This window comes from Streptomyces sp. NPDC026515 (assembly GCF_055567595.1).
Genome location: NZ_JBVHQD010000012.1, coordinates 94833 through 113126, shown reverse-complemented (window position 1 = coordinate 113126; position 18294 = coordinate 94833). Strand labels below are relative to the sequence as shown.

Below are 18294 nucleotides of genomic sequence, written 5' to 3'. Positions count from 1 at the left end.
GCGGCCGGGTGCCGCCGGCTCGGCGGGTGCCACGGGGTGGCGCGGGGTGACGGGTCAGGGTTTCGAGAAGACCCCGATCCCGTTGGCCACCGCGCGTTCCGGGCTGTCGGTCGGGTGGTTGAGCACGCTCACCGCGCTGTCACCCGGGGTGCGGGCCACCAGCGTCGTGGAGCCGCCGCCGTCCAGGCTGAACGCGTCGACCGCACCCAACGCGCGCATCTCGTCGGCCACTTCGGCAATGGTCATGCCGCTGCGATAGGCCACCGCCCCGTCCAGCGCGAGCAGCAGGAGTCGGTGTCCGCCGCTCGTGTAACCCGCGGCGGTGCGGACGGCCGTGGTGGTGTCGTCGAGCCCGGCCGCGGGCACGCCGCCGCGCAGCACCGGATAGCCGCCGACCGCGAAGCGGTACGGGACCCTGGAGGCGGACGCCACCATCTGCTTGCGCAGCGTGACCCGTTCACCCAAGGTGAGTTCGCGCAGTCTGTCCGCGCCGGCCTCCCGGCCCAGCAGGACGGTCGTGCCCGGCGCGATCGTGCCGCTGCCCGGGGTGGCGGCGGTGGCGACGACCTTGCCACCGCGGATCCGCACCTCGTAGGTGTCCGTGCTGCATCCGGCCGCCCGGCTGGTGTCCGAGCCGCAGGTGGCGCGCTTGCGGGACGCCGGTCCCCAGGCGGCGGTGTAGGCGCCGACGGAGTCCTGTGCCAGCGCGTACTGGTTGAGCCCGCGCAGCGCGAGGCTCCCGTCGCGGGTGCGGACGCTGCCGACCAGTCTCAGCCGGTCCAGCCGGGCCCTGCGGTCCACGCCGACGCCGAGCACGTCGGTGGTGTCGGCGCCCGGCGGCAGCGACGGGCCGAACCGCTGGGCCGTCGGCACCGCCGCCTTCAGCACCCGGCCGTGGGCGATCGCCGGTCCGACGCTCGCGCCGGTCACGTCGACGCCCGGATGCTGGGTCTCGGAGATGTTGAAGAAGTCGCCGTTCACGCCCGCGACCGCGCCCGCCGCGTCGGCCATCGTGGACACCCGCGACCGGGCGGCCACCGAGCCCGCGGTGAGGAGGTCCACCCGGACGTGCGGATCGGTCAGGTCGACGGTCAGCAGATGGGCGTGGACCGTGCCCCTGTGCGCCGGGACGTCGAACTCCCGGTAGGTGACCCCGGACGCGAGCTGTCCGGCGCCCGGCACGGCTCCGGCCGGTGAAGCCCCCGCGAGGGCAGCACCGGCCAGCACGCCGGACGACGTGAGAATCGTGAACAGAGTTCGGGTCGTCGCTGCAAATCGTGTCCGACGATGCGTCACCGCACCCCCTGATGTCTCGTCAAGTGCCTCAGGACTCAGGGAAGTGCAGCAGACGGGAATGACCGGCGGGGCTGCTAGACGTCGACTACGCGAGAACGGGTGAGAAAACGCACCCCCTCGGGTGCCTCCAGTGAGAAACCGCTCCCCCGACCGGGTACCACGTCCACGATCAGCCGGGTGTGGCTCCACGCCTCGTACTGGCTGCGGGACATCCAGAACGTGACCGGCTCCTCGACGCCGTCCACCGCCAGCTCGGCCAGCAGTACGTCCGAGCCGCCGGTACGGAACTCCCCGTCGGGGTAGCACATCGGCGCGCTGCCGTCGCAGCAGCCGCCGGACTGGTGGAACATCAACGGGCCGTGCTCGGCGCGCAGCCGGCGCACCAGCTCGGCGGCCTGCGGGGTGAGCTCGACGCGCGGAGGCGCTGTCTGGTCGTCCATGGTCACCCTCCTGGGGCCGGGTGTCGGGTCCCCTCAGTCTCACCCCTTGTCACCGGCCGGTCCAGAAGCGGTCGTTGACTGCTCGCCGCGCAGTGCGGTGGCCGTGCGGACCCGGGCCGCCCAGCCCGCCGGGAGCAGCGCGCCGAGGACGGCGGTCGCCGCACCGCCCAGGCGAGGAGGAGCAGTTCATGGCGTCCGGTGGACGTCCAGCACCACCTCGGGCAGGGGCAGCCCGGCGCTGTCGCCCATGGCGGGCATGACCGCGCGGTGCACGGCGAGACCCGGCGGGACCCCCGGCGCCCCGCCCGCCAGCCCCGGCAGCACGACCGGGACGAGCACCAGCGTCACCGTCTGCAGAGGTGCCGTCCCGAGCGCCTTGTGGACGCCGGGGTCCCGGATGCGCTCATGGGTCTCGAGCACGACCCCGCCCAGTACCCCGAGTCCGGCCACCGCCAGCAGGATCAGGGTGAGCGCCCCCGTCAGGGTGTCGATCACGGCCGCGCCGTCGCTGCCGTTGACCGTCCTGGCGTCGGTGGCGCCGAGCGGTGCCACCCGCCGGAGACCATGGTGAACCCGCCCCAGGACGCTTCGCCCTCGTAGGCGAACACCGGTGCGCCGTCCGTCATCCCGGCGACCTCGGTCTCGGTCGTGACGCTGCCAGGCCGGCGGCGTCCGGTGCCCTTCCGTGGCGCATGCCTGCCGGGTGCCTGCCGCCGCCGACGTCCGGGCCCGGTCGGCGGTCTCGGCGGCGGACAGTGGCGCGGCCGTCCGTCCGGGGTGCGGCCGGTGTGCGCTCCCGCGCCCCCATTGACCTGGGAGCGTCTGCATCCTTAATCTCTGTCTCCATATGTAGATGCCGTGTCTGTGTAAGGACGTTCCCCCATGAGCCAGCCCGTCGTCACCCGCTTCTCCGTGTATCCGGTGGCAGGCCGGGACTCCATGCTGCTCAACCTCTCCGGCGCCCATGCCCCGTACTTCACCCGCAACGTCCTGGTCGTCGAGGACTCCGAGGGGCGGACGGGGCTGGGCGAGGTGCCCGGCGGGGAGGCGATCACCCGGACCCTGCGGGACGCGGAGCCCCTGGTCGTCGGCTCACGGCTGGGTGACCACAAGCGGGTGCTGAGGGCTGTCGGCGAGGCCTTCGGCGGCCGGGACTCGGCCGGCCGCGGCGAGCAGACCTTCGACCTGCGGACCACCGTGCACGCCGTCACCGCCGTCGAGTCCGCCCTCCTCGACCTGCTCGGTCAGCACCTGGAAGTGCCCGTCGCCGCCCTGCTCGGCGACGGCAGACAACGCGACTCGGTGCGCGTCCTCGGCTACCTCTTCTACGTCGGCGACCCCGACCGCACCGACCTGGACTACCTCCGCGAACCCGACGCCGACGTCGCCTGGTACCGCATCCGCCGCGAGGAGGCACTGACCCCGGAGTCGATCGTCCGGCAGGCGGAGGCGGCCTACGACCACTACGGCTTCCGGGACTTCAAGCTCAAGGGCGGGGTCCTGCCCGGCGCCGAGGAGGTCAAGGCCGTACGGGCGCTCAAGGAACGCTTCCCCGGGGCCCGGATCACCCTCGACCCCAACGGCGCCTGGTCGCTGCGGGAAGCCGTCGAACTGTGCCGGCCGCTGCTCGGCACCCTGGCCTACGCCGAGGACCCCTGCGGAGCCGAGGGCGGCTACTCCGGGCGCGAGATCCTCGCCGAGTTCCGCCGGGCCACCGGCCTGCCCACCGCGACCAACATGATCGCCACCGACTGGCGGCAGCTCACCCACGCCCTGGCGCTGCAGTCGGTCTCCATCCCGCTCGCCGACCCGCACTTCTGGACCCTGAGCGGCTCGGTGCGGGTGGCGCAGCTCTGCCACGACGCGGGGCTGACCTGGGGGTGCCACTCCAACAACCACTTCGACATCTCGCTGGCCATGATGGCGCACTGCGGAGCCGCGGCCCCCGGCGACTACAACGCCCTGGACACGCACTGGATCTGGCAGGAGGGCCGGGAGCGCCTCACCGTCGCACCGCCGAGGATCGTCGACGGCGAGGTCGCCGTCACCGACGCCCCCGGCCTCGGCATCCGGCTCGACCCGGACCGGCTGCTCGCGGCCCACGCCCTCCACGAGGAACTCGGCCTCGGCGCGGGCCGCGACGACGCGACCGGGATGCGTTACCTGGTGGACGGCTGGACCTTCGACGCCAAGCGGCCCAGCCTGGTGCGCTAGCCAAGCGCGGGCCGCCGCTCCGACCGGCCCGACCGGCACGCCGGAGCGTGCGAGGACGAGTCCGGTCGGGACCGGCTCCCCGTCAGGCTCCCCGTACGGCCGACGCCTTCTCGCCGGCGGTGTCTCCCGCCCGGAGCGCCGGCCGCTGCCGCGGGGTACGCAGCAGGACCACCGCGACCAGGGCGGCCAGCAGGCTGAGGCTCCCCGCCGTGATCAGGCACAGCCGCATCCCGTCCAGGAAGGAATCGCTCAGCGCCCCCACCACCTGCCCGGTCTGTCCTCCCAGGTCCAGATGGGCGACCGCGCCGAGGCCGTCCGCCTGCGCGACCGGGACGACACGGTCCCGCGTGGCGCCGGTGACCCCCGCGTCGGTGAGGTGGCCGGGCAGCGCGCCGACCGCCCGGGTGGTGAGCAGCGCGCCCAGGACGGCCGGGCCGAGGGCGCCGCCGACCTGCCGGAAGGCGTTGTTTCCCGCGGCGGCCATGCCGGCCAGGTGGTGCGGCACGGAGGCCACCGCGGTCGCTGTCATGGGGGTCACGACCAGCCCCATCCCCAGGCCCAGCAGGGCGAGCCGCCAGGCGGCCGAGGCGAAGGAGGTGTCGGCGGCCAGCCCGGTCAGCGCGAACTGGGCGGCGGCGACGAGCAGCAGACCGCCGGTGATCATCCAGCGCGCGGAGATCCGGTGCATCAGCCGCCCCGCCGGTCCGCCCACCAGCAGGGACACCCCGGTGACCATCAGCAGCCGCCAGCAGGCGTCCAGGGTGTCCAGCCGCTGCACCATGCCGAAGTAGAGGCTGAGCACGAAGAAGAACCCGATCAGCGCCAGGAAGCTGATCATCGCCACCAGCGTGGTGGCGGTGAAGGCGGGGCTGCGGAACAGGCTGAGGTCCAGCATCGGGCTGTCGCTGCGCCGTTCCGCGAGGACGAAGGCGACACCGGCGGCCACCGCGGCGAACAGCGCCACCATCACCTTGGCGTCGGTGAACGAGTCCGCGCCGCTCTCGATCACGCCGTAGGCCAGGGCGGTGATCGCGAGCGTGGCGGTGAGCTGGCCGGGCCAGTCCAGCCGGCGGCCGTGCGGAGCCCGGGAGTCGGTCAGCCCTCCGGCCGCGACGACGACGGCGATCAGCGCGACCGGAACGGCCGGCAGGTAGATCCAGCGCCACGAGAAGTGCGCGACGACCACTCCGGCGATCACCGGTCCGATCGCCAGGGCGGCCATCAGGCAGGTCGCCCATATGCCGATGTACTTACCGCGCTCCCGGTGGTCGGGCACCACGTGACTGATCAGTGCCAGCGTGGTCGGCAGCAGCGCGGCCGCGCCGACACCGGCCAGCGCCTGCCCGGCCCAGACGACCTCGATGGAGTGCGCGCACAGGGCGGTGACCGCGCCCGCCGCCGAGAAGAGCAGCCCGGCCTGGAAGACCTTCTTGCGTCCGTGGACGTCCCCGAAGACGCCCGCGGTCAGGATGAACGCGGCCATCGGCAGCACGAACGCGTCCTGCACCCAGGACAGCTGGGCCGTCGACGCGTTCAGCGCCCCCTGCAGGGCCGGCAGGCTCACGGCGACGGTGGTGACAGGAAGATAGGCGACGAAGACGCCCAGGCAGGCCATGACGATCGTGGCCGCCCGCCGCTCGACCGGCTCGCTCGCCGGTGTCGTGACGTTCACGGAGATACTCCTTCGCGGCGCACCGCACCGCGCTAGCGGCCCCCGGCGAACCCGGCGGCCTGTGTCGAACGGGCGTCCGGGGGGAAACCCGCCGCCACAGCATCCGGTTCTGCCCGCGATACCGCCAACCACCCCACGCTCAGGCGGAACAATCCTCCAGATCGCGGCTCGCTCGTGGCACACTTCCATCATGCTCGACGTCGTGGACAGGAAGATCCTCCGTGCTCTGCAGTGCGCGCCCAGGCTGTCCTTCCGCCGGATCGGTGAGGTGGCGGGCGTCTCCGAGCAGACCGCCGCCCGCCGCTACCAGGCGCTGCGCCGCAGCGGCGCGCTCCGGGTGGTCGGACTGGTCAACCGGCGGGTGTACGGCGCCGCGGAGTGGGTCGCCCGCATCCGCTGCCGCCCCGACCGGGTCGCCCCGCTCGCCGAGGCACTCGCCCGCCGCCCCGACATCTCCTGGGCCCATCTGGCCTCGGGTGGCACGGAGATCATCTGTGTCATCCGCGCGCCGCTCGACATGCCCCGCGAGGACGTGCTGCTCCGGCAACTGCCGAGGTCCGCCTCCGTCCTGGACGTCAGCGTCGACCTGATCATCCACAACTACGACACCCCGGACGCCTCCGGCTGGACCGGCTACGGCGACAACCTCGACCCCGAGCAGGTCCGGCAGCTGACCTCGCAGCGGCCGGCGCTCACCCCCGGGCCCCCGCTCCCGCCCGCCGAGGAGGACGCCCCGTTGCTGGAGGCCCTGGCCCAGGACGGCCGTACCACCCACACCCGGCTCGCCGAACTCACCGGCTGGTCCCTTTCCCGGGTGGCCCGGCGGCTGGAGGCGCTGGAGAGCGCCAGGACCCTCGAATACGAGGTGGAGCTGCTCCCGGAACGGCTCGGTCACCGGCTGCAGGCCATCCTGTGGCTGCGGGTGGCGCCCGCCCGCATCGAGCGGGTCGGCGCGGAGGCCGCCCGGTACGACGAGGTCCCCTTCGTCGGCGCCATCAGCGGGGAGCACAACCTGATGGTCACCGTGATCGCCCGCGATCCCGAGGACTTCTACCGGTTCCTGACCACCCGGATCGCCGCCACCCCGGGCATCGACGGCTACGGCGTCAGCATCAGCGTCCACCACCTCAAGAAGGCGGCCTCCCTCATCTCCCGGGGCCGGCTGGTGCCCCCTTCCTGACGTGGTCCGCAAGATTGAAACTCCTTGCTTGAGCACGCTATTGTGAGGTGATGAGTGACGAGGCGCCGCTGACCGCCCACGAAGAGCTCCTCTGGCGCGCCCTGATGCGCGTGATCGTCGCGCTGCCGCGCTCGCTGGACGACGATCTGCTGCGGTCCACGGGGCTCACGCTCACCGAGTACGTCGTCCTGATGAACCTCTCCGAGGCCGACAACCAGGAGCTCCGGATGACGGACCTCGCCTCGGCCACCGCCCTGTCGGCGAGCCGCATCACCCGTGTCGTGGACGCGCTGCAGAACCGCGGCCAGGTCGTCAAGCGCCGCTACGAGGGCGACGCCCGCGGCAATGTCGCGACCCTCACCCCGGAGGGGCTCAAGCGTCTCCAGGCCGCCTACCCGGTGCATCTGGCGAGCGCCCGCAAGCGGGTCCTGGATCTCCTCGACGGCAGATCGGTGCCGGCCATGGCCCGGCAGTTCGAAGCGGTGGTGGAGAAGCTCGCCTGACCCCGGCCCCGGTCGGCAGTGGCCGTCGCCTCGTCAGCAGGGGCCGGCACCCGGACGAACACCGCACCGTCGTCCTGGAACTGACCGGACGCGGGACCGCCGTGGTCGACGCGGCCCGGCCGGAGATCGACCGCTTCACCACCGAGCTGCGCGCCCTGCTCGGCGCCGACCGCTTCGGCGGCACCGCCGGGGCCCTGCACAGCCTGGCCCACTGGGAAGCCTGAGCCGGGTCACCGGTCACCCCGCGTCCGGCGCGCCTCGGCCACCGCGGGCAGCAGGGACACCACGACGACCACCCCGATCAGCGGCAGCAGGTAGCGGTCGATGTGCGAGACCGACGACCCCAGGGCGAACCCGGCGAGGACGAAGGTCTGCGACCAGAGCACCCCGCCGACGGTCTGCCAGAGGGTGAAGGGCCACACCGGCACCCCGAGCGCCCCGGCCGCCGGATGCAGCACGGACCGCAGCAGGGGCACGAAGCGGCCGATCACCAGTGCCTTGCCGTACCCGTACCGGGACAGCAGCCGCTCCGCCCGGGCCGCGCCGGCCTTCACCCGTGCACTGGAGGTGCGGGCCAGCAGCGGGCGCCCGCCGTGCCGCCCGATCAGATAACCGACCTGGCCGCCCGCCACCGCCCCGACGGCCGCACAGACCAGCACCTGCCACAGCTCCAGCCGGGGAGCGCGGTCCGCGTTCGCCGCGCACAGCACACCGGCCGGGAAGAGCAGGGTGTCACCCGGCAGGAAGAAGCCGACGACCAGCAGACCCGACTCGGCGAAGATCACCACCAGCACGGCGAGCGCGCCGAAGGCGGCGAGCAACGAGGCACTGTCCGTCGGATTGACGGCGATCACCGTCGTCACCTCCCCGTCCCTTACGCCGGTCGCTTCCCTCAAGTGTCACGTGCCGGCCGCCGGTGCGCTGGCCCGTGACACCCGGGTGCGGTCAGGTCGAGGGGTAGCCGAGCTGGCGCCTCATGTACGGGGTCATGAGCGTCTTCGCCTTGGCCATGGCGGTGGCCCGGGTGCCGAGGACCGCGCTCTCGCCGAGCGGCACGGGCAGCACGGTCACCCCGTCGGCCGGGCCGAAGGGCACGATCAGCGGGGTGCGGCGGACGGCCCGGTAGGCGCGCGACTTCTTGCTGTGCCGCCCCGAACTACGCAGGTAGGAAAGGATGTTGTGGGCCGCGACCTCGGCCTGGGCGAGCGCGGCGGGGGTGACCTTGAGCTCGCTGACGTCGTTCACGTCACCGACCGCGAACACGTCCGGGTGGCCCTCGATGCGGAGCGTCCGGTCGACCCTGACGTGTCCGGTCTCGTTCAGCCAGTCGCCGTGCCCGGCCAGACGCAGCCAGAGCGTGTTGGGCGTGGTGCCGGTCGCCCAGAAGGAGAGATCGGCGGCGAGGACCTCGCCGTAGGCGTCGCGGTAGGTGCCGAATTGGGAACCGGGCGCCATGAAGGAGTCCAGCCGGACCGTCACGTCGTGGGCGGTCAGCCAGGTCCTGGCCCTGCGGCCGGCCCGGGCGCTGCCCGTGGAGTGCAGCAGTTCCTGCCCGGAGTGTGCGAGGGTGACCCGTGCGTCCGGCCGGGCCAGCCGGATCTCGGCGCTCAGTTCGACACCGGAGGGGCCGCCGCCGACGACCAGGATGTGGTCGGCGGCGGCGATGTTGTGCTGGTGCTCGGCGAATGCCTTCGCGGCCTCGTCGGGGCTGGAGCCGACGAAGCGGGCCGGTTCGGGGTAGTCCGCGCCGGTGGCGACGACCAGCACGTCGTACGGCACCCGGTCGCCCGTAGCGAGGGTGACCTGGCGCTCGACGGTGTCGACGCGGACCGCCTTGCCCACCACCACACGGCCGTTGGCCAGCAGCCTGTCGTACGGGATGAAGGGGGCGCCCGTCCACTCCGGGCGTACCCCCGCCCGCAGGGAGGCGATGCGGTGGAAGAAGACCTCCTTGCGGTCCACGAGCGTGACATGTGCCGCCGTGTCGAGCTTTTTCGCCAGTCGTATCCCTGCGTAACCGCCGCCGATCACCACTACGTTGCCGTCCCGCACAGTGATTCTCCTGAGCCAGGTGGGGGGAATGGCGGCGAGCGTAACATTTGAAACATCAAGCGCAGGGCGGGTTCTGTGAGAGTGCTGTAAAGACGCCTGCGGCCCGTGCGGTTGGGCTATCCGGCGCCGTCCGGCCGGCCCGCGGAGCCGCCGTCAGGGGGCGGCCGGCGCGCTCAGCGCAGGTGGGGACGTCGGCCGGCTGTCGTGCAGCCGGCGGGTGACCTCGGTCAGGTCGGCGATGAACATGGCCGCGAGTTCGGCCGTGAACCCGGTGCGTACGACGAGACGCAGCACGGAGACGTCCTGGCAGGGCGCGGGGAAGGTGTACGCCGGCAGGTGCCAGCCGCGGGCGCGCATCGCCTGCGAGACGTCGAAGACCGTCAGGCCCTCGGTGCCGGGCGCCACGCGGAAGGCGAAGGCGGGCAGTTCGGAGCCGTCGGTGACCAGCGTGTAGGGCGCGATGGCCTGGATGCGGGCGGCCAGGGCGCGGGCCGTCGCGCGGTTCTGGGCCGCGAGGTTGCGCAGTCCCTCGAAGCCGTACCGCAGGAAACTGTAGTACTGCGCGACGACATGCGCGCCCGGACGGGAGAAGTTGAGGGTGAAGCTGGGGGAGCAGCCGCCGAGGTAGTCGACCTCGAAGACCAGGTCGTCGGGGAGTGCCTCGGCGTTGCGCCACAGCGCCCAGCCGAGGCCCGGGAAGACGTGCCCGTACTTGTGCCCGGAGGTGTTGATGGAGGCGACGCGTTCGAGCTGGAAGTCCCAGAGCAGCCCGGGGTCGAGGAAGGGGGCCACCATGGCGCCGGACGCGCCGTCCACGTGGACGGGGATGTCGGTGCCGGTGGCGGCCTGGTATCCGTCCAGGGCCAGGCAGATGTCGGAGACGGGCTCGTAGGAGCCGTCGAAGGTGGACCCGAGGACCGTGACGACACCGATCGTGTTGTCGTCGCAGTAGGCGGTGAGCGTGTCCGGCGTGAGGTGGTACCGGCCCGGTTCCATCGGGACGTAACGCGGCTCCACCTCGAAGTAGTTGGCGAACTTCTTCCAGCACACCTGGACGTTCGCGCCCATCACGATGTTCGGGCGCGCGGTGTCCTTGCCCTGGGCCCGCCGGCGGTCCTGCCAGCGGCGCTTGAGCGCCAGGCCGCCGAGCATGGACGCCTCGCTCGAGCCGGTGGTGGAGCACCCGCGGACCTGCTCCGGGAACGGCGCGTGCCAGAGCCGGGCGAGCATCCGTACGCAGCGCTCCTCCATGGCGGTGATCTGCGGGTACTCCGCGCGGTCCGCGAGGTTCTTCTCCGCGGTCTCCGCCATCAACTGCCGTGCCTGCGGTTCCATCCACGTGGTCACGAAGGTCGCGAGGTTGAGCCGCGCGTTGCCGTCGAGCATGAGCTCGTCGCGCACCCGGCGGCCGACCAGGTCGGGCGAGGACGCGTTCGCGGGCAACTCGTCCACCGGCAGGAGCAGATGGTCGGCGGGCGGCAGCGGGAGGTCGGGCTGGGGGAGCGGGGGGTCGACGGGCGGGTGCGGTTGGCCGACGGGCTGGAGCGGGTGGTCGGCGGACGGACGGGTGGTCGCGGGTTCCGGTTCCGGGTCGGTCTCGGGTCCGGACTCCGGTGCGACGGTCAGGGTGTCGAACTCGGGTGCGGTCATGACGTCGGTATGCGGGATGGGCATGAGTGCCTCGATGCCTTTCTGGTCCGTACGGCCCCGTGCACTCCGAAGCTAGATCGCTTTTCGGTCCGGCATCGGTGTCGATTACACCGATCCAGTGATCGATTTGCGGACTGATGAACTGGATTTTCCCATCCACATACTGGCCGGGCCGGCGGCGTGCCCCTGGAGGTCCGGCGTGGCCGACCGCACCTCCACCGTGAAGTCGCTGAGCAGGAGCCTGGCCGGTGACCGCGGAGTGGCCGTCGTCGCGCCGCCGGTCACCAACGCCGACGCGAGCCTCGCCGTCGTCGCCGTGGTCCCCGGAACCGGTCCCGACGCCCAGGCGACCACCGACCTGGTGCACCGGCTGCGCGCGAACGCGCCGACCGTCGGCAAGGAGGGCGGCACCCTCTACATCGCGGGTACGACGGCCGCCGCGATCGACGTCGCGGGCAAACCGTCCGCCGCGCTGCCGCTTTTTGTCGCCATCACCGTGATCCTGGCACTGCTCCTGCTGACCATCGCCTTCCGGTCCCTGCTGGTCCCCGTCAAGGCCGCCCTCGGTTTCCTGCTGTCGGTCGCCGCCTCCCTGGGCGCCACCGTGTGGGTCTTCCAGGAGGGCCACCTCAACGGCGCCCTCGGCATCCCCTCGGCCGGCCCGGTCACCAGCTTCCTGCCGGTCCTGCTCATAGGCGTGCTCTTCGGGCTGGCCATGGACTACGAGGTCTTCCTGGTCAGCCGCATGCGGGAGCACCACGAGCACACCGGTGACGCGGCCGAGGCGGTCACCCAGGGCGTGGCCCGCAGCGGCCGGGTGGTGAGTGCCGCCGCCCTCATCATGGTCGCGGTATTCGGCGGGTCCGTCTTCAACCACGCCCCGATCATCAAGTCCATCGGGTTCGCCCTGGCGTTCGACGTGCTGGTCGACGCGTTCGTGGTCGGCATGACGCTCGTCCCGGCGGTGATGGCCCTGCTCGGCGGCCGTGCCTGGGGCCTGCCCGGCTGGCTGGACCGCGTCACGCCCGACGTGGACATCGAGGGGGCGAAGCTGCCGCGACCCGCGCCGGCGGAGCCGGAGCGCAAGGAGCACGAGGTGGCCGCGGGCTGATCCGCACCGGGGGGCGCGGCCCGCTCCGGACTCCGGCCAGCGCTGGGGGTGGTCCCGCGCACCGCGCGCGGTCATTGCTCCGCTCGGTGCCGGGGCCTCGGTGAACGGGCCGTTCAGCACCGCGAGTCGACGAGGGTGACCGCGCGGACCCGGCCCGGTCCGCCCGTGGGCGGTGGGTACCCTGATCGCCGCGCAGGTCATCGCCTTCGGCACGCTCTCCGGTGGAGCCGCCGACGCCGTCCGGACGTTCGGCCCCGCCGTGCTCGCGGGCGGCACTCCTCGCCCGGCGGTGCGCCCGCTCGCCCCGCACGAAAGGCAGAACGTCCGCATGACCCTTCGCTGTGCCGTACTGGACGACTACCAGGGCGCCGCTCTCGCCCTGGCGGACTGGAGCCCCCTCGACGGCCGTGCCGAGGTACGGACGGTCCGCGAGCACATCGCCGACCGGGACAGGCTCGTCGCCGAACTCGCGGACTGCGAGATCGTCGTGATCATGCGCGAGCGCACCCCGTTCGACGCCGGCCTGCTGGAGCGGCTGCCCCGGCTGCGGCTGCTGGTGACGACCGGTATGCGCAATGCCTCCGTCGACCTGGCGGCCGCGGCGGCCCGTGGCGTGACGGTCTGCGGTACGGCCAGCAGCCCCACCCCGCCCGTCGAACTGACCTGGGCCCTGCTCCTCGGCCTGGCCCGGAACGTCACGGCCGAGAACCGGTCCCTGCGCGCGGGCGGCCCCTGGCAGTCCACCGTGGGTCAGGATCTCCACGGCCGGACCCTGGGCCTGCTCGGACTCGGCAAGATCGGCACGCGGGTCGCCCGGATCGCCACCGCCTTCGGCATGGAGGTCCTCGCCTGGAGCGAGAACCTCACGGCCGAGCGTGCCGACGACGCGGGCGCGCGACTCGCCCCGAGCAAGGAGGACTTGCTCGGCCGCAGCGACTTCGTCTCCGTCCACCTGGTGCTGTCGGGGCGGACGCGCGGTCTGCTCGGCGAGCGGGAACTGCGTGCCATGCGGCCGCACGCCTACCTGGTCAACACCTCCCGCGCCGGGATCGTCGACGGGCCGGCGCTGCTGCGCGCCCTGCGCGAGAGGTGGATCGCGGGGGCGGGGCTGGACGTCTTCGAGACCGAGCCGCTCCCCGCCGACGACCCCCTGCGCTCCCTGCCGAACGTGCTCGCCACACCGCACCTGGGTTACGTCAGCGAGCGCAACTACCGCACCTTCTACACCCAGGCGGTGGAGGACATCACCGCCTTCCTCGCCGGTGCCCCCGTCCGACAGCTGACGCACGGCGCCGTATGACCGGACCCGAGACCGAGAACACCGCGGAGCCGGTCCACGACCTGCTGCGGGACCAGCATCCGGACCTCGCGGGGCCGGCCGTCCGCGAGGTGGCGGGCGGGTGGGACAACCGGATGTGGCGCCTCGGGGACGAGCCGGCCGTGCGCATGCCGCGGACGGAACAGCCCCCGGACCTCCAGCGCGAGGACTGCCGGTGGCTGCCCCCGCCGCTGCGGCCCTGCCGCGTCCGGTCCCGGACCCGGTACGGACCGGTGAACCGTCCGCGCGCCTCCCGATGCCCTGGACCGTCATGACGTGGGTTCCGGGCGAGCCACTGGACCGCAGCTCGCTCCGCCGCGGCGACCACGCGTCCGGCACCCTGGCGGACTTCCTCCGGGCGCTCCACGTGGCGGCCCCCGCCGCCGCGCCGACCGGCGAGGACCGCGGCGACCCCCAACAGGTGTCCGGACGGCTTCGACCACTTCTGTGGGGGCCCGCCGATCCGGGTGCACGGCGACCTGCATCCGGCGAACGTGGTCGTCCCGGACGGGACGCTCTCGGGCGTGATCGACTTCGGTGCCCTGTTCGCCGGTGATCCGGCGTGGGACCTCGCGGCCGCGCGGGTGGTCCTTCCCGCGGGCGCCGCCGCCGGGTTCTTCGAGGTGTACGCGCACGCGAACGAGGCGACTGTCCGGCTCGCCCGCGGGCCGGCCGCCATGAAAAGCCTGTTCCTCATGATCATGGGCCGCAACGGCGACCGGGCCCGGCCCGGTGGCAGGCCGACGTGGGACCCGCCGGCCGGGGCGGCGCCCGACCGTGTGCTCCGGAGCCGGTAGCCATCCCCGCCGGGCCGTGGTCCCGCGCGGATCCGGTGTCACGTTCGCCCGGCACGAATGCGAACATCCGCTTCCGTCCCCGGTGGGCGCGGGTCGGGTGAGGCTTCGGTTCCGGATCCTCGGGCACGACAGGGCACAACCCTTGGGCTCGCTCTCCGGTCCAACAGCGCGGCGGCGGGGAACGGACCCCCGCCCTACCTCCGCGACTCCCTCCCCGACCGGCCGTGCCGAGATCCCAGGAGCCAGGAAGTGCGCAGTACGCGCTCCACCACGCGAACGTCCAGAGCCCTACGCGGCCGACCGGGCCTGCTGTCCGGGCCGGCCGCGGCAACCGTGCTGCTGACCGTCGGCGCCACGATCACCGTGACCGCCGCCCCGGCGCCCGCCGCTCCCGCGGCCGTGGAGGCGGCCCACGACGACTTCAACGGCGACGGCTACCCCGATGCCGTGATCTCCGCCCCCGGCGGCACCGTCAGCGCGCGGAAGGGCGCCGGCTATGTCGCCGTGCTGTACGGGTCCGCGAGCGGCCTGTCCACCTCCCGCCGGGCGACGTTCAGCCTGAGCACCCCCGGCATACCGGGTCTCGCCCAGACCGGCGACGGCTTCGGACAGACCACCACCTCCGGAGACCTGGACGGCGACGGCTACGCCGATCTCGTCGTCGGCATGCCCGGCAGGGACACCGGGACCACGGCCGACGCGGGAGCGGCGGTCGTCCTGTGGGGCTCCGCGAACGGGCTGCGGGCCGCCGGCGCTCTCCTGCTGCAGGACGGCGCGCCGACGGCACGCGGACACGTCGGACTGGGCCTGGCCACCGGCCGTTTCCACGGCTCCCGCACCGAACTCGCCCTCCTGAGCGGCAAGTCCCTGCGGACCTACGACTTCGAGGCCGGCGCCGACGGCACCCGCATCTTCCAGGCCACCCCCATGGACTGGAAGTGGGCGGAGGACTTCACCCCCACCGGGCTCACCTCCGGTGACTACGACAGGAGCGGCTCCGACGACGTCGTCCTGCTCGGCACCCTCACCGTCTACGAAACGGTCAATCCCGTCGAGACGTTCGGTGCTGCCAGCTACCTGCCCGGTGGTCCCGACGGGCTGACGTACGGCCACGGGCTGCGCGGCGGCCCGGTCGGCGCCTCCGGCGACATCGACCACGACGGCTACCCGGACGTGGTCTTCGGTTCCCCGGCCGACACCGACGACCTCAACGAGGTCCTGGTCGACGGCGGCACCCTCGACGTCTTCCTCGGCGGCCCCGGCGGCCTGGGCGGTCCGGACGCCGACCAGCACTTCGACCAGACGACCATCGGCGCCTCCGGCGACGACAGGGTGGGTGACCGTTTCGGCGGTGCCGTCACCGTGGCGGACGTGAACGGCGACGGCTACGCCGACGCCGCGATCGGCGCTCCCGGCAACGACATCAACAGCCTCACCGACCCGGGCACGGCCTGGGTGATGCGCGGTACCGGCAACGGACTCACCCCACGTGGCCTCGTCAGTTACAGCCAGAGCACGCCGTCCGTCCCCGGGGACAACGAGGACGGCGACCGGTTCGGCGCGGCCCTCCGGCTCATCGACGCCGACAAGGACGGCAGGGCCGAGCTGATCGCCTCCGCCCCTGGCGAGGACACCGACGACGGCGCCGCCTGGGTCTTTCCCGGCACGGGCAACGACCCCTCCGGCAGCGGATCCTGGTCCTTCAACGGCGGCAGCCTGAGCGCCCCCGTGCCCGACGCCCGCTTCGGCGAGACCCTGGCCCCGTAGCGGCGGCGGCCCCCCCCCGCACGTGCGACGAGGTGGCCTCCCGTGCCGCGTTCCCGGGAGGCCACCTCCTCCGCGTCGCCACCGCGGAATCCGAAGAGTTGCTTCCGCGTAACAGTGAAGATCCGTTCCCCCGGGCCGGCCGACCGACCGCCTCTACGGCCGCCACCTTGTGCTCACAGGTCGAGAATGCGCCGAACAGGGCCTGATTGCGACGTAGTTGGGTAGTGTCCGGATGCCTCGGAACAGCCGGTGCCGACGGCCCGGGGGACTCGCGTCTTGCGAGGTCACCCGGCAGATCATCGCTCACAGGAACACCCGTGTACCGCCGCCCGCCCGCTGACCAGCCTTCAAATCTTGAGCACAAATTCCACACGGCCCTCTCTTCAGACGGCCCTTGATGGTCTAGATTGACCGTGCTTCGCATGCTGGGACACGAGGCGACAAATGATGATCTATGGGTCGGTCGGTGCTGACGACCCGTGCCAGCGTCTCCGGCGCCGGCCGTGGGGGTGATCAACTCCTGTTGCTGCGATGGGCTTTGGGTGAGGGGAGCACCCGAGGCGGCGGCGTATCCCGTGCCCTTGGAGAGCCTGGCCGACCAGGCGAGTCCGCTGCGCCATGAGCGGGTTGTTCAAGCAGCGCCGAAGTAGCCGGGATGTCATGCGCGGGAGGCGGGGGCCTCCTGCGAGAGGAACAGCGCGGCGCGGGGAGCCGGGGGGCCTCCCGGGACGGACGCGTGCGGGAGGCGGGGGCCTCCCGGGGGGAGGAACCGTGTCAGGGCACCATGTCGAACCACTGGGGACCGGGGGGTTTCTGTGCGGCAGGGGGGACTAGTCGGCTCTTTTTCGCCGGCGCGTGAGCGTCTGGCGGACGGGGCGATCAGCCGGCCGGCGATCGAGTGGGAGCAGCGGTACCGACGTACCGTGATCATCAGCGACACCGTGGCCACCGCCTTCGTGGTGGCGGGGATCGGTGAATTCTTCGGGGCCCGGGACGCGGCCAACTGGCATGAGAAATGGGGGATTCTCGCCTTCGGCACCGAGCTGCTGGTGCTGGCGGCGCTCGTGGTGGGCCGGTCGTGGGCGCCGGCGGTGCTCGGCCAGGGCGCCGAGGAGTTCCGCCGGCTTGGACGTTCACTGTTCGCGGCGACCGTCATCCTGGCGCTCGGCGGGATCGCCCTCACCTCGCGCAACATCAAGCTCTGGATCTTCGTCGCGATCCCCGCGATCGGGCTCGTGACCATGACCGCGCGGTACGTGCTCCGCCTGTTCCTGCACAGACGGCGCAAGGACGGCCGGTGCCTGAGACCGGTGCTCGCCGCGGGCAGCCCGGACACCGTGCGCGACCTGATCAACCGAACCCGCAAGTACCCGCACATCGGCTGGCGGGTGGAGGCGGTGTGCACGACGGACGGGCGCGGGATGGACGGGGACGAACTCGACGGAGTGCCGGTCGTCGGCCGGATGACGGACGTCGCCAAGCACGTGCGCCACGACGGCTACCGGGTCGTCGCGGTGACACCGGACCCGCACTGGACCCCGGACCGCTTGCAGCGACTGGCATGGAACCTCGAAGGCAGCGACGCCGAGATGGTCGTGGCCCCGGTGCTGATGGAGGTGGCCGGTCCGCGGCTGCACGTCGACGCGGTGCTCGGGATCCCGCTGCTGCGGGTCAGCCTGCCGACCTTCACCGGCGGCCGCCGGGCGATCAAGGAGGTCGTCGACCGGGTGGGTTCGGCGGTCCTGCTGATGCTGTTCGCGCCGCTGATGGCGTTCGTCGCACTGCTCGTGCTGGCGGACAGCCGGGGCGGGGCCTTCTACCGCCAGCGCAGGGTCGGCAAGGACGGCCGGGAGTTCACGATCCTCAAGTTCCGCACCATGGTCACCGGGGCCCACGGGGCCCGTGCCCAGCTCGCCGACCGCAACGAGGGCTCGGGGCTGCTGTTCAAGGTCCGCCGGGACCCGCGGGTGACCCGGGTGGGAGCCGTGCTGCGACGGTACTCGTTAGACGAACTCCCGCAGCTGTTCAACGTCCTCACCGGAGCGATGTCGCTCGTCGGCCCACGGCCCCCGCTGCCGGAGGAGTGCGCCGCGTACGACCCGGACATCCGGCGGAGGCTGCTGGTCAAGCCCGGGCTCACCGGCCTGTGGCAGATCAGCGGACGCAGCGACCTGCCGTGGGAGGAGGCGGTCCGCCTCGACCTGCGGTACGTGGAGGACTGGTCGCTCGCCCTCGACACGGTGATCTTGTGGAAGACCATGCGTGCGGTCCTCCACGGGCAGGGGGCCTACTGA

15 protein-coding genes and 1 pseudogene are annotated in these 18294 nt (G+C 72.6%); 9 read left to right on the top strand and 7 right to left on the bottom strand.

Annotation, left to right across the window (positions count from 1 at the left end):
* Positions 1-54: 54 nt before the first annotated feature.
* From ACZ4O3_RS25445 to ACZ4O3_RS25435, 3 genes are all read right to left on the bottom strand, one after another.
* The gene (locus ACZ4O3_RS25445; protein WP_467724408.1) at positions 55-1227 is read right to left on the bottom strand and encodes a phosphodiester glycosidase family protein; all 1173 of its coding nucleotides are present in this window, start codon (positions 1225-1227) and stop codon (positions 55-57) included.
* Positions 1228-1370: 143 nt separating this feature from the next.
* Positions 1371-1736 carry a DUF779 domain-containing protein gene (locus ACZ4O3_RS25440; protein WP_362732696.1) on the bottom strand — a complete coding sequence of 122 codons (366 nt, stop codon included), beginning with the start codon at positions 1734-1736 and terminating at the stop codon, positions 1371-1373.
* 186 nt (positions 1737-1922) lie between these two features.
* A complete protein-coding gene (locus ACZ4O3_RS25435) occupies positions 1923-2288 on the bottom strand; it encodes a hypothetical protein (RefSeq protein WP_467724552.1) in 366 nt (121 codons plus the stop codon).
* 330 nt (positions 2289-2618) lie between these two features.
* Between ACZ4O3_RS25435 and ACZ4O3_RS25430 the strand changes: the two genes are divergently transcribed.
* On the top strand, positions 2619-3950 hold the full coding sequence (locus tag ACZ4O3_RS25430) for an enolase C-terminal domain-like protein (RefSeq protein WP_467724407.1): 1332 nt from the start codon (positions 2619-2621) through the stop codon (positions 3948-3950).
* A gap of 82 nt (positions 3951-4032) precedes the next feature.
* Here the strand turns inward: ACZ4O3_RS25430 and ACZ4O3_RS25425 are convergent, their stop codons facing one another.
* On the bottom strand, positions 4033-5622 hold the full coding sequence (locus tag ACZ4O3_RS25425) for an MFS transporter (protein WP_467724405.1): 1590 nt from the start codon (positions 5620-5622) through the stop codon (positions 4033-4035).
* A 190-nt stretch (positions 5623-5812) separates the two neighbouring features.
* Here ACZ4O3_RS25425 and ACZ4O3_RS25420 point away from each other — a divergent pair, with 190 nt between their 5' ends.
* From ACZ4O3_RS25420 to ACZ4O3_RS25410, 3 genes are all read left to right on the top strand, one after another.
* The gene (locus ACZ4O3_RS25420) at positions 5813-6802 is read left to right on the top strand and encodes an Lrp/AsnC family transcriptional regulator (protein ID WP_467724404.1); all 990 of its coding nucleotides are present in this window, start codon (positions 5813-5815) and stop codon (positions 6800-6802) included.
* A gap of 50 nt (positions 6803-6852) precedes the next feature.
* The gene (locus tag ACZ4O3_RS25415) at positions 6853-7305 is read left to right on the top strand and encodes a MarR family winged helix-turn-helix transcriptional regulator (protein WP_362732199.1); all 453 of its coding nucleotides are present in this window, start codon (positions 6853-6855) and stop codon (positions 7303-7305) included.
* A 101-nt stretch (positions 7306-7406) separates the two neighbouring features.
* Positions 7407-7529: a hypothetical protein gene (locus ACZ4O3_RS25410; protein ID WP_467724403.1), complete on the top strand. Its 123-nt coding sequence runs from the start codon at positions 7407-7409 to the stop codon at positions 7527-7529.
* Positions 7530-7535: 6 nt separating this feature from the next.
* Here the strand turns inward: ACZ4O3_RS25410 and ACZ4O3_RS25405 are convergent, their stop codons facing one another.
* From ACZ4O3_RS25405 to ACZ4O3_RS25395, 3 genes are all read right to left on the bottom strand, one after another.
* Positions 7536-8159, bottom strand: a complete 624-nt coding sequence (locus ACZ4O3_RS25405) for a DedA family protein (RefSeq protein ID WP_467724540.1) — start codon at positions 8157-8159, stop codon at positions 7536-7538.
* A 91-nt stretch (positions 8160-8250) separates the two neighbouring features.
* Positions 8251-9357, bottom strand: coding sequence for an NAD(P)/FAD-dependent oxidoreductase (locus tag ACZ4O3_RS25400; RefSeq protein WP_467724401.1), 1107 nt, complete (start codon positions 9355-9357; stop codon positions 8251-8253).
* 153 nt (positions 9358-9510) lie between these two features.
* Positions 9511-11007: a glutamate decarboxylase gene (locus tag ACZ4O3_RS25395; protein WP_467724400.1), complete on the bottom strand. Its 1497-nt coding sequence runs from the start codon at positions 11005-11007 to the stop codon at positions 9511-9513.
* Positions 11008-11206: 199 nt separating this feature from the next.
* Between ACZ4O3_RS25395 and ACZ4O3_RS25390 the strand changes: the two genes are divergently transcribed.
* The 5 genes and pseudogenes from ACZ4O3_RS25390 (at position 11207) to ACZ4O3_RS25370 (ending at position 18294) form a co-directional block, all read left to right on the top strand.
* Positions 11207-12118: an MMPL family transporter gene (locus ACZ4O3_RS25390; RefSeq protein WP_467724398.1), complete on the top strand. Its 912-nt coding sequence runs from the start codon at positions 11207-11209 to the stop codon at positions 12116-12118.
* A 328-nt stretch (positions 12119-12446) separates the two neighbouring features.
* On the top strand, positions 12447-13418 hold the full coding sequence (locus ACZ4O3_RS25385) for a D-2-hydroxyacid dehydrogenase family protein (RefSeq protein ID WP_467724538.1): 972 nt from the start codon (positions 12447-12449) through the stop codon (positions 13416-13418).
* A pseudogene (locus tag ACZ4O3_RS25380) lies at positions 13415-14233 on the top strand (phosphotransferase). The gene ACZ4O3_RS25385 and the pseudogene ACZ4O3_RS25380 overlap by 4 nt, the downstream one beginning before the upstream one ends.
* Positions 14234-14482: 249 nt before the next feature.
* Positions 14483-16000 (top strand): FG-GAP and VCBS repeat-containing protein, encoded by a 1518-nt coding sequence (locus ACZ4O3_RS25375; protein ID WP_467724397.1) that lies wholly within the window; start codon positions 14483-14485, stop codon positions 15998-16000.
* Between the two features lie 815 nt (positions 16001-16815).
* Complete coding sequence (locus ACZ4O3_RS25370; protein ID WP_467724396.1) at positions 16816-18294, top strand: sugar transferase; 1479 nt, start codon at positions 16816-16818, stop codon at positions 18292-18294.